This is a genomic window from Nocardia wallacei (assembly GCF_029869545.1).
Taxonomy (GTDB): domain Bacteria; phylum Actinomycetota; class Actinomycetes; order Mycobacteriales; family Mycobacteriaceae; genus Nocardia; species Nocardia wallacei_A.
This window is the reverse complement of record NZ_JARWQD010000306.1, coordinates 1-13,651: the sequence shown is the minus strand read 5'-3', so window position 1 is coordinate 13,651 and position 13,651 is coordinate 1. Positions and strand designations below refer to the sequence as shown.

Here is a 13,651-nt window from a genome sequence, read left to right as displayed (position 1 = left end):
GACATCCCGGTTTGGTAAGGTCGAGCGGTCCAGAGGGGCAAGATCTAGCTGAAGGGGGCGGACAGTGGCGCGCCGACTCGCGATACTTCTCCTGGCGGCCATGGTCCCGGCAATGGCAGCCTGTACCGACGGGGGCGGGAACGGCCCGTCCGGCTCCTCGACCACCACTGCCGAGGCGAAGCTGTGGGACCCGTGCACGCAGATTCCGGATGATGCGCTCGTGCGGGCTGGGGTGGACCCGAAGACCAAGGAGATCGGGGCCGGGGGTGTCCATCAGAGCGGGTGGGAGATCTGCAACTGGCGAGGGAAGGCATATAGCCTCACCGTGCTCTCGGGGAAGCGAACCGCACAGGAAATCGAGAGCAAGGCTGGAAATGTCGAACAGCAGGATGCTGTGATCGCGGGACGCTCGGGGCGTCAGTTTCGCGTTGAAGGCGGGACAAAAGATATAACCTGCGACGTCGTGTTTCCCGCCGCTCAAGGCGCGATCGAACTCACAGTCATAAGTAGCTTGGCGCTGGATAATCCCGGAGATCCTTGCCAATCTCTGCATCAGGTTGGTGAGCAACTGGTTCCGCTGTTGCCGAAGTGAACACGACACGGGAGGGGTGAGTACGGTATGAGCGCTGATGAGCCTGTCAAGTGGCAGCAGCTGACAGAGCAGGCGCGTGCAGGTGAGCTGTACTTGGACGACGAGACCGTTGCTCGTGAGTGCCTCGCGGCTTGCGACCAACGTCTGGCTGATCTGCAGAGCATGTTGACGTTGATAGAGGTGACCAAACGCGTCAGCGGATTCGGCGACTTCGACATGGGTCGTGCCTTGGAAGCTGGCTTTCTTAAACAGGCCACCGGCGAACCTAATTCGATTGATGCTGTGATCAGAGAGCATGCCGAGACCGTCAGAAATATGCGTGAGGTCATGGTTCTCTCCATCAAGCGGCTGACCGGCCAAGACGTCGAGAACGCTGGTGCCATCAACAACACTGACTCGACAGGCGGGTAGTGATCGTGACCTATCCAAATTTCGGAATCCCCGATATGTCTCAAATTCCAGCCGCAATGGGGCGAACCCTGACGAGCTGGATCGCAGGTGAAAACATCCCCGACGCCACCAGCCCAGCTGACGTGCAGGACCGGTACAACCGTCAGCGCGACAGCGTCCGCGGCGCCGCCTCGCAAATCGGTTTCGAGGGCGCATTCCGGCCCCGATCGGTGAACAGCACCGACAATTTCGAACAGCACGACCTGGCAACACTGCGCGGAAAGGTCGACAAGATCGATCTGAACGCAGTCGGTGACCTCATCGAGGCGTGGCGCCAGCTAGGAGTAAAGGACACGACCTCGCTGGAAACATTCCGGCAGAGCTGGACCAAGGCCACCAGCGAGGACATCTGGCGTGGCGAAGCGCGTAATGCGGCGGCGAAGATGGTCACCGACTACACCACGCAGGCATCCCAGGTATCCCGGGCCGCCACGCTCACCGGCAACAAGCTGTCCGAACTGCGGACGGGCCTGGAACCGACGAAAGACCTTGTGCCCCATGTGCCCGAGCATCGGTCGGGCGTCAGCAATTTCCGGCATTTCGTGGCCGGGCGGGGCTGGAAGAACGACGACTCGGCGTACGCCAATGCCTACAGCGAGGCCAAGCGCGTGCTCTCGACCGTCTACGCCCCGGTCGTCCACGAGAGCGACACCAATGTCCCGGTCATCCCGAAGCCGAACGAGCAGAAGCCCGTACCGCCCGGCGGCGACCAGCCGCCGGTGACGCCGGGCGGCAACACCGGTGGGCCGACCCAGTCCGGCGGCACCGGTGGCACCGACGGCACCGGAGCGACCACCGATCCGACCCAGCAGGACGCCGGTACCCAGGACCCGAATGCGCAGGGCTCGCAGTCGAATTCGGGCGACACGGGCCGGTCGACCGGCTCGGAGAACTCCGGCGACTCGACCCGCACCGATCCCTCCTCCGCGACCACGTCGTCGGGCGTGGACCCGAACGCCTCGCAGTCCTCGGGTGGGTCCGGGTCGCGCGGTCTCGGCGGCGGAGGTGGCGTCGGTGGTGGTGCCGGTGGCGGTGGTGGCGGCCTGGGCGGCGGCACGGCGGGTCCCGGCGGGCAGGGCGGTGTCGGCACCAGCGTGCCCCTCGCGGCTCAACCGGGGGCGGCGGGCGGTGCCGGGCGGGCCGCGGCATCGGCGGGCCGTGCGGGGGCCAGCGGCATGCCGGGCATGGCGCCGGGCGCCGCGGGCCGCGGTCAGGGCGACAAGGACGAGGAACGCACCAAGACCACGCCGGACTACCTGATCACGCAGGAGCACGGCGACGAGCTGACCGGCATCCCGGACCTGCCGAAGACCGTGCCCCCGGTCCTCGGCGAATGACGAAGTCCGTGCTGCCGAGCCGAGAGATCCCGTGTGCCGCACCGTGTTCGGAGGCCGGAGCGGGGGTTCGGCGATGAGCAGTGACAGACGGTGGCGCTTCGAGGCGGTCGAATTCCGGGTGCTGTGGGATTCGACGGGCCGGGATGTGCTGCCGTACCCGCTGGCGCATCGGTTCCTCGACGAGCCGACCCTGGAGGAGGTGAACCGCACCCGGCAGCGCGTCGCGCGCACAGTATTGCCGCAGTTGGACGAGGATCTCGCCCATGCGGTCGCGATACTGCTCGCCCCCGAGGCGCGCGTCGAGGTCGCCGGATTCCGGGGCCGTCGGCGCGAGCACCGGATCCGGATGCACGGCGCGGTGCACGACCAGCACGGCGTGCTCCTCGTGCAGGCGCCGGGGCCGCACGAGACGGTCGGCGGCGAGGTCCGCCTGTCGCTGCTGCCCGCCGACCGCCTCGCCTCCGCCCTGATCGCGGAGCTACCCGAATGCGCTGCGGGACAAGGACGATCGCTGTCCATCCCCGTGGAGGACCTGGAGCGCCCCGCCGGGCACGTCCGCGATCCCTGGGCCATCGGGCCGAAGGAGCAGCTCGCCCGCTTCTTCAACCGTCCGACCACCGCGTCGTTCCACATCGCCGTCTACCCGTGGGGCAGCGCCGACAACCGACATATCGACGGCCGCAAGGACTTCCAGATCCTCGATTTCGCCGACGACGGCCGCTACGCCAGCTTCGGCGACCGCACCATCACCATCAAGCCCACCGACTCCACCCGCATGACAGCCCAAGTGCGCCAAATGCTCTCCCGCACCACCACCGAGGCCCGCACGGGCATCCACCCCCGCCCCTGAGCCCGAGCAAGCCACCCAACGCCTTCTCCCCCGACACGCATGCAGTGCCCGCTTCTCTCGGGATCCCGACCAAAAGCGTGTCGGGAATGAAAGAGGAACGGGCGCCGCGTATTTGCCGGGAACGAGGGATCCGGGCGCCCCGTATTTGCCGGGAACGGCATAGTGAGATTCCCGCCAAAGCTTCCCGACCGTGTGCGCGCTCATGTCGATTTCAGTGCGCCGGTTGTCTCGGTCGGCCACTGTGCAATCACCCCACCACGTGTGAGGTCGCGGGTGGCGCTACACGGCGAGTTTCAGCAGTAGTTCACTGAGCTCGACGGGCATGGTGATCATGCAGTCGTGGCCGGTCTGCAACTCCCACACCTGTGCGGGAGAACCGTTGGGTTGCACCGCCGGAACGGGCCGACGGGTGATTCCTGCCGGACTCGCGCCGACGCAGTGGATATGCGTGCGCGGAACGGCGTTCGCGGCTGGGTTGTCCAGGCGTACCGGCTGCTGCAGGCAGCGCACCGGTTGATCCGAGAGCATCTCACGCAGCCAGGCGATGTCCGCCGGATCGGTGACCCCGAACAGGCCGAAGGGTGGTGGCATCTCGGGCAGCGGCGGCACTCTCCAGCCGCTGCCGGACCGAGTGGCGAGGTCGATCAGATCCCGGGTGACGGGCTGGATGTCGAGTGCGGTCTCACCGTCCTGCGGGACCATCGCGTCGAGATAGACCATATGCGCGATCCGGTCCGGAACCTGGTTGGCCACGGCGGACACGACCAGTCCCGCGTAGCTGTGCCCGACCAGGATCAGCTCGGTGAGATCCTGATCGGCGATAAGCGTGACGATGTCGTCGACGTGCGTGTCGAGCCCGACCTCGGGACCGAGTAGATGCGCTTTGTCGCCGTAGCCGGTCAGCGACGGTGTGAGCACTCGGTGTCCGGCCGCCTCCAGCAGCGGCACCACGCGCTCCCAGCACCGTCCACTGTGCCAAGCGCCGTGGACCAGCAGAAATGTTGACATGGGCTGTGATGGTCTTTCTGTTCAAGCGAGTCACGCGCGACACAACGGCGGTTACCGTTCGTAACCCGGTATCGTTTAAGAACCGTAATCAATGGTGATCGCTCGATATGCCCTAGGCAATAAGGCACATTTCGGTGCCCCGGTTCCTTGGAGGTAACCATGACCACGACGGACAGGGAGCCTGCGCGGCAGGACGATGCGTGCCGGACCCGGGTAGTGCTGGACATCGTCGGGGACAAATGGGCGCTGCTGATCGTGCGCAATCTCCGACACGGTCCCCGCCGCTTCACCGAACTCAAACGCGACATCGACGGGATCAGCCAGCGCATGCTCACCGTCACACTGCGCGACCTGGAACGCGACGGAATCCTGACCCGCACCGTCCACAACGTCATGCCGCCCCACGTCAGCTACGAACTCACCCCGATGGGCAGGACTCTGCGCGAAGCCACCGCGCCCCTGCTGGTGTGGAGCATCGCCCACCTGACCCACATCGACGCCGCCCGCGCGGAATACGACGCCCGCACCGACGCTCAATCCACCCGGTCGAAGTAGTCACGCCGCATCGGCCGCGGCCCGGACCGTCGACTTGATGCCGTGCTGTCGCCGCACCGCGACGGTCCGGGTGATGCCGCGGATGGGGGCGGGCAGTACTCGGTCGACCACGCGGACCGTCCGGAAGAACACCCGCAGCAGGCGTTCGTCGCGGTGAGTCCAGGTGCGGCCGAACAGGTCTCGGATCTCCGGAGGCAGCACGCCGGTGTTGACCCAGGCCGCGAACGGGCCGACGACTCCCCACATCACCGGCTTCCACACCAGGTTCGGTACTCGCGCGGGCGCGGGTGGGCGGCGCATGACATCGTAGACGTCCTGCACCGATGGATGCCGCTCGAGCCGCTGCGCGAGGACCCGGTCGAAGAAGGCTTCGAAGGCGTCCAGATCGGCGGGGGCGTCGCGCTCGCGCAGCCCGGCCAGCAGGCTCATCTGCCGCCAGCCCGCGTACAGCTCCGCCCGCTCGGCGCGGCTCAGCCCGTCCTCGATGCGGTCGGCGATCAGCGTCGACGCCCAGTAGCCGGTGGCCAGCACCCAGAAGTAGGCCTCGGGATCCCAGGCGTGGTACCTGCGGCCCGCGTGGTCCGTGCCGCCGATCGGCTTGTGCAGCGCCCGGATATCGCGGCCGTACTCGGCGGTCTCGTCGCCGTAGAACGCCAAAGCCAGTGTCGCCCAATAGGACCGGTCGAACCGCCGCACCGGGTCCGCGCGGTAGATCGAATGCTGCGCCACACCCGACCCGATCACCGGGTGCGCCACCTGCAGCAGCAGGGCGGCGGGAGCGAACAGCAGCAACCGCCAGTCCGCGGCGTAACGGGCCGCCGGTGCGTCCGGAGCCAGCCCGCGCAGCGGCTCGGCGCACCGCTCGACGTCCGGGGCGGCGCTGGTCATGTCGACCTCCACATTGAGGAAACGTTTGTTTCTCAAAGGTAGAATTCGGGAATCAGATGTGTCAACATGGGCGGAGGTGACGACGACCACACATGGCTGAAGCCACGCAGGCCAAGCGGCGCTACGGCGGGGTACCGGCCGCGCAGCGCCAGGAACACCGGCGCGAGCAGTTGCTCGAGGCGGTCATCGCGGTACTGGCCCGCGAGGGCGCGGGCGGGCTGACGGTGCGTCGGGTCGCCGCGCAGGCGGGCCTGTCCACCCGTTTCGTCTACGAAAGCTACGCCGATCTCGACGAATTGACCGGCGCCGCTTTCGATCTCGCCTCCGGAGAGCTGGCGCGCGCCCTGGGTCGCGCGGTACAGCAGGCCGATCCCGGCCGCCGCGCCTGCATGACGGCCGTGGTCGAGGCGATCGTGGACTACTTCCTCGCCGATCCGGCGAAGGGAAAGTTCCTGTCCACCAAGGCATATGCCCATCCGGGAGTGGCCCGCCGCCGATTGGCCCGCTCCGAGGACTACGTCGCCGCCTTCGCCGCGGTCCTGCGAGACCAGTTGGGGGACAACGCCCCCGGCGACCGCACCGTCGAGCTGACCGCCCGCTTCCTCGTCGCGGGCTTCGGCGAAACGATCACCGCATGGATCCACGCCCCTGGCGCCTACCCACGCGATGAATTCGTCCGCGACAACGTGGAGCTGTTCCTGGGTGCGCTGGGCGCGGCCCGGAAACTCCCGGCGGATCAATCTCCGATCGGGTGTCCCCGCGGCCCGTCCCTGTCCGTCGAGTAGGTGACAGGAAAGTTCGAGCCCGAAGGAGAAGTCATGCAGTACGCGTTGCTGATCAACGAATTGCCCGGGGTGTTCGACGCGCTCGATCCCGCGGAGCAGGAGGCGATTTCCGCGGAATACCTTGCGCTCAGGTCGGATCCGCGGGTGGTCGGCGGGGCCCATCTCGCCCCGGCGCACACCGCCTCGACGGTGCGGGTGCAGGACGGGGATGCGCTGGTCACCGACGGGCCGTTCGCCGACACCAAGGAGGTGTTCGGCGGGTACTACCTGCTCGAGGCCGATGATCTGGATGCCGCGATCGAGATCGCCGCGAAGGTTCCCGCCGCCCGGCTCGGCGGTTCGGTGGAGATCCGGCCCATCGTGAAGACGTGATCGACGAGGTCTTCCGGGCCGAGTGGGGCCGGGTGCTGGCCTCGCTGACGGGTTTCCTCGGCGATGTGGATCTCGCCGAGGAGGCCACCCAGGAGGCCTTCGCGATCGCCGCGGAGAAATGGCCGGTCGACGGCGCGCCGGACAATCCGGGCGCGTGGCTGACCACGACGGCTCGCCGTCGCGCGATCGACCGGCTGCGCCGGGACCGGGCCTTCGCGGAGAAGGCGCCGCTGCTCGCCGCGCCCGAGGCCGAGGAGGTCGATATGGCGCAGACCGCGATTCCGGACGAACGCCTCGAGCTGATCTTCCTGTGCTGCCATCCGGCGCTGGCCGTCGAGGCCCAGGTCGCGCTGACCCTGCGGGCGCTGGGCGGGCTGTCCACCGAGGAGATCGCGCAGGCGTTCCTGGTGCCGCCCGGCACCATGAAACGGCGTCTGAGCAGGGCGAAAGCCAAGATCAAGGTGGCGGGGATTCCGTTCCGGATGCCGCCGGACCACGTGCTGCCCGAGCGGGTCGGCGCGGTGCTGAAGGTGCTGTACCTGATCTTCAACGAGGGCTACGGCGGGCGGGACGACCTCGCCGAGGAGGCCGTGCGGCTGGGCCGGATGCTCGCCGCGCTGATGCCCGACGAGCCCGAGGTCCTCGGATTGCTGGCGCTCATGCTGTGCCATCACGCCCGGCACGCCGCCCGCCGCAGCGAGGGTGAGATCGTTCCGCTCGATCGGCAGGACCGCGCCCGCTGGGACGGCGCGCTGATCGCCGAAAGCCGTGTCCTGCTGGAACGGGCGATCGCGCGGGCGCGCGGGCCGTACGTCGTGCAGGCCGCGATCGCCGTCCTGCAGACCGATCCCGAGATCGACTGGCCGCAGGTGGCGGCCCTCTATCTCGAGCTGGCCCGGCTGACGGGTTCACCGGTGGTGGAACTCAACCGCGCGGTCGCCGTGGCGCAGGCGGGCGCACCGCGGGCCGCGCTGCTCCTCACCGACGGGCTGGACCTCGACACCTACCCGTATCTGCATTCCACGCGCGCCGAACTGCTACGCAGGCTCGATCGCGCCGACGAGGCCGTGGCCGCGTACCGGCGGGCCCTCGAACTCCTCGCGACCGAACCGGAAAGACGCTGGGTGCGTAGGCGAATCGCCGAGTTGGAGCAGCGGTGACGGGCTTCGGGGCGCCCGAAATCGTTGCCCGGCAAGTGAACAGCTGCTGAACTGCCTTCCCGTCGGCCGTGCGGCGACGCAAGATTGTCGCCTAGGTTCGACAATGCGGCCGGGGGCGTGCGGGTGAACACTCTGATCAACTCTGTCAACATCGTCGCGGCCGTCGTGGCGGTCATGACGTTCGTCTGGCAGTTCGCCATCATCGGCCGCAAGAGCATCGGCTTCCGGACGCAGATGGACACCCCCGTGACCGGTGAGGCGCCCGCCGTGCGGGACGAGTCGGGCACCAACTCCGCCTCGACCCCGCTGGATCAGGCGTTTCCGCACCTGAAGGTGCTCTCCCAGCCGGTTCCGCAGGAGCCGGAGGGCCCGCGCCTCGAGCTCGAGGACATGTCGATCGTGTTGATGCGCATCGAGAACGGCGGCATCACCTCGATAGACATCGGCGACTACGCCGCCCCCGAAGGGCAGAAAGCCGGTCTGCACCTTCGCTTTCCGGGCAGGCGGGTGGTCGGCATGGCGATCACCGAGGTCAGTTCCGCGAGCGTGAAGGACAGCCTGAAACCGGAGGAGGGCCTCGGGCCGGGCGTGGCGTCCGAGCAGAGCGGCACCGTCGGGATCATCGACCTGCCGAAGGTCAAGATGCGGCGCGGGGATCACTACAAGGTGCTGGCCGTGCTGGCGCGCGCCGGTGCCAGCGACTGGCCCTATGTCCGCCGCGCCGCGTCGGTCCCGCGGTGGTTGCGCTGGGTGCCGGGCATCGGCCGGTGGTACGACAGCCTCCGGGCCGCGCGCGGCGAGGTCGGGCCCTACTACCCACCCGAACTGACGGGGGCGCTGCTGCGCGGCACCGTGCGCCAGACCCGCGGTGGCACCGGCCCCTCGCGCACCCTGATGATCATGATCGCGGCCCTGGTGGTGCTGGTGATCGGTCAGTTCCTCGTGCTGATCAACCAGACCACCACCTGATTGGATTGCGAGACAGGCAATCTCACGGTGGTCGGGTCCACCGCCTTCGGCCCGGTGGTCTCCGATGCGGCGGCCTCGTACATGAGGCGTTGCCCCGGATCCCATATCGCGATCGCCGCCGCCAGTACGCAGCAGGGGCTGCAGGATTTGAACCGCGCGGGTATGGACAACGGCGAGCGGCCGGTTTCGGGCATGCTGGCGCTGGCCGACGGCGACAAGCTCTCGCGCGGACTTCCGCAGCTGGTGGCGCGGCCCATCGCCCTGGCCCTGTTCGCCGTCGTGGTCAACGACAGGACCGGTGTCGCCAATCTGGCCTCCGACCAGATTCGGGACCTGTTCACCGGGAAGATCGCCAACTGGAGCCAGATCGGCGGGCACGATCTGCCGGTGCATCTCGTCGGCCGCAATTCCGACTCCGGGAGCCGGGCCACGTTCGAGGAGCGTTTCCTGCCGGAGGCCCGGCAGCAGCAGGAGAATTCGCGTGACTGCCGGAATCCGGACCGTCCGGGTGATACGGGCACCACGTTCTGCGTGCGCGCCGCCACCGAGGATCTGCTCGACGAAGTCGAAAAGGTCGACGGCGCAGTCGGATACGCCGAACTCGGCCTGGCGACGGCGCACCCCGGCGTGACGGCGGTCAGCATCGACAACTTCCGTGCGTCCACCGATATCGCGGTGCACCAGGGGTATCCGTTCTGGCAGACCGAATTCGCCTACACGTTCAAAGATCCCGCCGCCGATTCGCTGGCCGCCGGATTCCTGCGCTTCCTCACCGACCAACTCGGCGCCGACATCATCCGCTCCCACCGCAACCTCCCGTGCTCCGCCCTCCCCAATCCGGTCCTCTGCCAGCCCGCCCGATGATCGGGAATCCACCTACTCCGGCGAATCGAACTATTCCCCCGGCCTGTCGCGTGACAATGGGGTGCATTCGCCGTCAGCATGGGAGGTCGCGATGTCCGGCCGGGAGTCGTTCGATTACGTCGTGGTGGGAGCCGGGAGCGCGGGATGCGTGCTGGCCCACCGGCTTACCGAGGACCCGTCGGTCTCGGTGCTGGTGCTGGAGGCGGGGCCGGTCGACGACGCGGACGCGATCCACATTCCGGCGGCGTGGGGCACCCTGTTGCGCACCCGCTGGGACTGGCGGTACGAGACGGCGCCGCAGAAGTATCTGGGCGGCAGGCGGTCCTACTGGCCCCGGATGAAGGGCCTCGGCGGCTGCTCGTCGATGAACGCGATGATCTACATCCGCGGCAATCCGGCCGACTACGACGGCTGGCGGCGCGACTTCGGCGCGGTCGGCTGGAGTTTCGACGAGGTGCTGCCGTATTTCGTGAAATCCGAGACCAATACGGGCCTGCGCTCGTCCTACCACGGCACCGACGGTCCCCTGCACGTCGAAAACCGCCGCTACACCCACGAACTCACGTACGCCTGGATCGAGGCCGCCGCCGCGGCGGGCCTGCCCCGCACCGACGACTTCAACGGCGCGACCCAGGACGGCGTCGGCAACTACCAGGTGACCCACCGCCACGGCCGTCGCTGGTCGACGGCGGACGCCTATCTGCGCCCGGCGCTACAGCGCCCCAACCTCACGGTGCGCACCGAGGCGCTCGCCACCCGGGTGGTGTTCGACGGCACCCGCGCGATCGGCGTCACCTACCTGCGTGACGGCCGCGAGCACACCGTGTTCGCCGACGCCGAGGTGCTGCTGTGCGGCGGTGCGGTCAATTCCCCTCAGCTGCTGCTGCTTTCGGGTGTCGGTCCGGCCGCGCACCTGCGCGAGTTCGGCATCGACGTGGTCGCCGACCTGCCGGGAGTGGGGGAGAACCTGCACGACCATCCGGTCACCCCGCTGCTGTGGCGCACCCGCGGCACGACCGACCTCGGTCAGTACGAGACGCCGCTGCGGCTGGGCCAGTGGCAGGCGTTCGGGCGCGGTCCGCTGACGTCGAATATCGGCGAGGGCGGCGGCTTCACCCGCACCCGCGCCGATATCCCCGCACCCGACATGCAGTACCACGTCGCCCCGACGGCGTTCTACGACAACGGATTCCACGAGACCACGGCCCCGATGTTCACCGCCGGACCCACTCTGGTCGAGGTGCACAGCCGCGGCCGCCTGCGGCTGCGCTCGGCCGATCCGCGGTGGAAACCGGAACTGGATCCGGCGTACTTCTCCGACCCGCGCGATATGGAGGTGCAGCTGGCCGGGCTCCGGCAGCTGCTCGAGATCGCCGACCAGCCGCCCCTGTCGAAATACCTCGATCGGCCGTATCTTCCGGACTCCGCCGACACCCTCGGCGAGGACGACCTGCGCGCCCACATCGAGCGCTGGTCGCAGACGCTGTTCCACCCCGTCGGCACCTGCGCGCTGGGCACCGACGACATGGCGGTGGTGGACCCGCAGTTGCGCGTGCACGGCCTGGAGAATCTGCGGGTGGTCGACGCCTCGATCATGCCGCGCATCCCGCGCGGCAATACCAACGCCCCCACCGTCATGGTCGGCGAGAAGGCCGCCGATCTGATCCGCGGCCGCGACCGGTCGGCGGCCGTCCCCGCGGCGAAGGAGACCAGCCGATGACCACCACCAGCGAAACCGCCACGGCCCGAGCCCTGTTCGAGGTGCGCAACCCGGGCACCGGCGACCTCGTCGGCACCTACCCCGTGCAGACCGAGGCGGACGCCGCGGCCGCCGTCGAGCGCGCGCGGACGGCCTTCGAGTGGTGGTCCGGGCTCGGCCACGCCGCCCGCGCGGAACGCCTGGCCCGCTTCGCCGGTGTGCTGGCGCGCCGGGCGAACCAGCTGGCCGCCATCATCCACGACGAGACCGGCAAGCCGCCCTCCGACGGCGCCCTCGAGGTCGGGCTGAGCCTCGGGCACCTCGCCTGGGCGGGGAAGAACGCCCGGAAGGTGCTGGGCCGCAGGCGCACTCGCGTCGGGCTGCTGACCTTCAATCACGCCGCCTCGGTCGAGTACAAGCCGCTGGGCGTGATCGGGGTGATCGGCCCGTGGAACTACCCGGTGTTCACCCCGCTGGGATCGATCGTCTACGCCCTCGCCGCCGGGAATGCCGTGGTGTTCAAGCCGAGTGAGTTCAGCCCCGGCGTCGGCGCCTGGCTGGTGGATATGTTCGCCGAGGTCGTGCCGGAACAGCCTGTGCTGCAACTACTCACCGGCGACGGCAGTACCGGCGCGGCGCTGTGCCGGGCCGGTGTCGACAAGATCGCCTTCACCGGATCCACCGACACCGCCAAGCGGGTGATGGCCGTCTGCGCCGAATCGCTCACGCCGATGGTCGCCGAATGCGGCGGCAAGGACGTGCTGATCGTCGACCGGGACGCCGATCTGGAGGCCGCGGCGGGCGCCGCGCTGTGGGCGGGCATGGCCAATGCCGGGCAGTCCTGCATCGGCACCGAGCGCGTCTACGTGCACCGTCAGGTCTACGACGAGTTCCTGGAAAAGCTGGTGGCACAGGCGAAATCGGTACGTGCCGGTGCCGACCCGGGCGCCCGGATCGGCCCGATCACGATGCCGAAACAGGTGGAGGTCATCCGCCGTCACATGCAGGACGCGATCGCCCGGGGCGGCCGCGCGCTCACCGGCGGCGCCGAGGAGATCTCCGGACAGGTCGTGCAGCCCACGGTGCTGGTGGACGTGCCCGAGGACGCCGCCGCGGTCACCGACGAAACCTTCGGTCCCACACTGACGGTGGCGCCGGTGGCGGATATGGACGAGGCGATCGAGCGCGCGAACGCGAGCCGCTACGGCCTGGCGGCGGCGGTCTACTCGAAGGCCCGGGGCGCGGAGCTGGCCGACCGGCTGCGCACCGGAATGGTCGGCGTGAACGCGGTATTCAACTTCCCGCAGATCCCGTCCCTGCCGTTCGGCGGCGTCGCCGATTCCGGCTTCGGCCGCATCCACGGCCCGGACGGCCTGCGGGAGTTCACCTTCGCCCACGCCGTGGCCCGCCAGCGCTTCGCGCCCCTGATGGCCCTGACCACCTTCGACCGCACGCCCGAGACCGACACCAAGGTCGCCAAGGTCCTCACGATGCTCTACGGGCGCCGCCACTGGGAGTGAGCTAGCCGTGCTCCACGAGGGTGTGGGCGATGCCCTCGTGGTCGATCTCGATGCGGCGCATCTCCGACGGGCCGTCGACGAGAATGGTGGCCAGGACGTGGCGGCCGGGCGGCAGGATGCGCACGGTGATCGATCCGGCGTTGGCCTTGTCCAATTGCTGTGCGGCCGTGTCGAGGACGGTCGACACCAGCCCGTCGGCGGCCTCGGACAGGCCGCCGTCGTCGAGCAGCAGCACCTCCACGCCCCGCCCGCGGGCACCGCGGGTCGCGGCGGCCAGGGCGGCCGTGGTGAGCGCGGGCGCGCGCAGGCTGTCGCGGAGTTCGGCCTCCAGCAAACGGGATTCGTGCCGCTCGGTGCCGGTGAGGTCGTCGCCCGCGGCGATGCGCTCGAGCATGGGCCGCGCCCGGTCGTCGAGGCGTTCCAGCTGCCGGGCCCGCTCCTCGCCCTGCGCGCGCAGGGTGGCCTGGGCCCCCCCCCCGGGGGGGGGCGGCGGGGGCCACCCCCCCCCCCCCCGGTTAATAAAAGAAAAGGAAGAAAGCCAAAAAGGGACCCCCCCCCCCCAAAAAAAAACCCGCAAAGAAACCCCCAAACCCCCCCCCCCC

At 68.9% G+C, this 13,651-nt stretch carries 15 protein-coding genes; 12 read left to right on the top strand and 3 right to left on the bottom strand.

The window, feature by feature from the left end; all coding sequences use genetic code 11:
• The first annotated feature begins 112 nt into the window (after window positions 1-112).
• From QH290_RS27045 to QH290_RS27030, 4 genes are all read left to right on the top strand, one after another.
• On the top strand, window positions 113-592 hold the full coding sequence (locus tag QH290_RS27045; RefSeq protein WP_280385996.1) for a DUF3558 domain-containing protein: 480 nt from the start codon (window positions 113-115) through the stop codon (window positions 590-592).
• A 27-nt stretch (window positions 593-619) separates the two neighbouring features.
• Window positions 620-1,003 carry a hypothetical protein gene (locus QH290_RS27040; protein WP_280385994.1) on the top strand — a complete coding sequence of 128 codons (384 nt, stop codon included), beginning with the start codon at window positions 620-622 and terminating at the stop codon, window positions 1,001-1,003.
• Window positions 1,004-1,059: 56 nt separating this feature from the next.
• Window positions 1,060-2,379, top strand: coding sequence for a hypothetical protein (locus QH290_RS27035; protein WP_280385992.1), 1,320 nt, complete (start codon window positions 1,060-1,062; stop codon window positions 2,377-2,379).
• A 73-nt stretch (window positions 2,380-2,452) separates the two neighbouring features.
• Window positions 2,453-3,229 carry an ESX secretion-associated protein EspG gene (locus QH290_RS27030; RefSeq protein ID WP_280385991.1) on the top strand — a complete coding sequence of 259 codons (777 nt, stop codon included), beginning with the start codon at window positions 2,453-2,455 and terminating at the stop codon, window positions 3,227-3,229.
• Window positions 3,230-3,508: 279 nt separating this feature from the next.
• On the opposite strand, the gene QH290_RS27025 is transcribed toward QH290_RS27030, so the two are convergent.
• Entirely contained in the window at window positions 3,509-4,237 is a 729-nt protein-coding gene (locus tag QH290_RS27025; RefSeq protein ID WP_280262327.1) for an alpha/beta hydrolase, read from the bottom strand.
• Between the two features lie 159 nt (window positions 4,238-4,396).
• Here QH290_RS27025 and QH290_RS27020 point away from each other — a divergent pair, with 159 nt between their 5' ends.
• Window positions 4,397-4,792 carry a winged helix-turn-helix transcriptional regulator gene (locus tag QH290_RS27020; RefSeq protein WP_280262325.1) on the top strand — a complete coding sequence of 132 codons (396 nt, stop codon included), beginning with the start codon at window positions 4,397-4,399 and terminating at the stop codon, window positions 4,790-4,792.
• On the opposite strand, the gene QH290_RS27015 is transcribed toward QH290_RS27020, so the two are convergent.
• Window positions 4,793-5,680 (bottom strand): oxygenase MpaB family protein, encoded by an 888-nt coding sequence (locus tag QH290_RS27015; RefSeq protein ID WP_280385989.1) that lies wholly within the window; start codon window positions 5,678-5,680, stop codon window positions 4,793-4,795. It lies immediately after the preceding gene.
• A gap of 92 nt (window positions 5,681-5,772) precedes the next feature.
• Between QH290_RS27015 and QH290_RS27010 the strand changes: the two genes are divergently transcribed.
• The 7 genes from QH290_RS27010 to QH290_RS26980 all read left to right on the top strand — a co-directional run bounded on the left by QH290_RS27010 (window position 5,773) and on the right by QH290_RS26980 (window position 13,049).
• Window positions 5,773-6,465 (top strand): TetR/AcrR family transcriptional regulator, encoded by a 693-nt coding sequence (locus tag QH290_RS27010; RefSeq protein ID WP_280262322.1) that lies wholly within the window; start codon window positions 5,773-5,775, stop codon window positions 6,463-6,465.
• 33 nt (window positions 6,466-6,498) lie between these two features.
• On the top strand, window positions 6,499-6,837 hold the full coding sequence (locus tag QH290_RS27005) for a YciI family protein (RefSeq protein WP_280262320.1): 339 nt from the start codon (window positions 6,499-6,501) through the stop codon (window positions 6,835-6,837).
• Window positions 6,834-7,997 (top strand): RNA polymerase sigma factor, encoded by a 1,164-nt coding sequence (locus tag QH290_RS27000; protein WP_280385987.1) that lies wholly within the window; start codon window positions 6,834-6,836, stop codon window positions 7,995-7,997. The genes QH290_RS27005 and QH290_RS27000 overlap by 4 nt, the downstream gene beginning before the upstream one ends.
• Before the next feature lie 123 nt (window positions 7,998-8,120).
• Entirely contained in the window at window positions 8,121-8,966 is an 846-nt protein-coding gene (locus QH290_RS26995; RefSeq protein WP_280385985.1) for a hypothetical protein, read from the top strand.
• On the top strand, window positions 8,967-9,830 hold the full coding sequence (locus tag QH290_RS26990; RefSeq protein WP_280385983.1) for a PstS family phosphate ABC transporter substrate-binding protein: 864 nt from the start codon (window positions 8,967-8,969) through the stop codon (window positions 9,828-9,830).
• A 91-nt stretch (window positions 9,831-9,921) separates the two neighbouring features.
• Window positions 9,922-11,550 carry a GMC family oxidoreductase gene (locus QH290_RS26985; RefSeq protein WP_280385981.1) on the top strand — a complete coding sequence of 543 codons (1,629 nt, stop codon included), beginning with the start codon at window positions 9,922-9,924 and terminating at the stop codon, window positions 11,548-11,550.
• Complete coding sequence (locus QH290_RS26980) at window positions 11,547-13,049, top strand: aldehyde dehydrogenase family protein (protein ID WP_280385978.1); 1,503 nt, start codon at window positions 11,547-11,549, stop codon at window positions 13,047-13,049. Before QH290_RS26985 ends, QH290_RS26980 begins: the two co-directional genes overlap by 4 nt.
• A gap of 1 nt (window position 13,050) precedes the next feature.
• Here QH290_RS26980 and QH290_RS26975 read toward each other — a convergent pair whose 3' ends face one another.
• Window positions 13,051-13,443, bottom strand: coding sequence for a hypothetical protein (locus QH290_RS26975; protein ID WP_280385976.1), 393 nt, complete (start codon window positions 13,441-13,443; stop codon window positions 13,051-13,053).
• Window positions 13,444-13,651 lie beyond the last annotated feature (208 nt).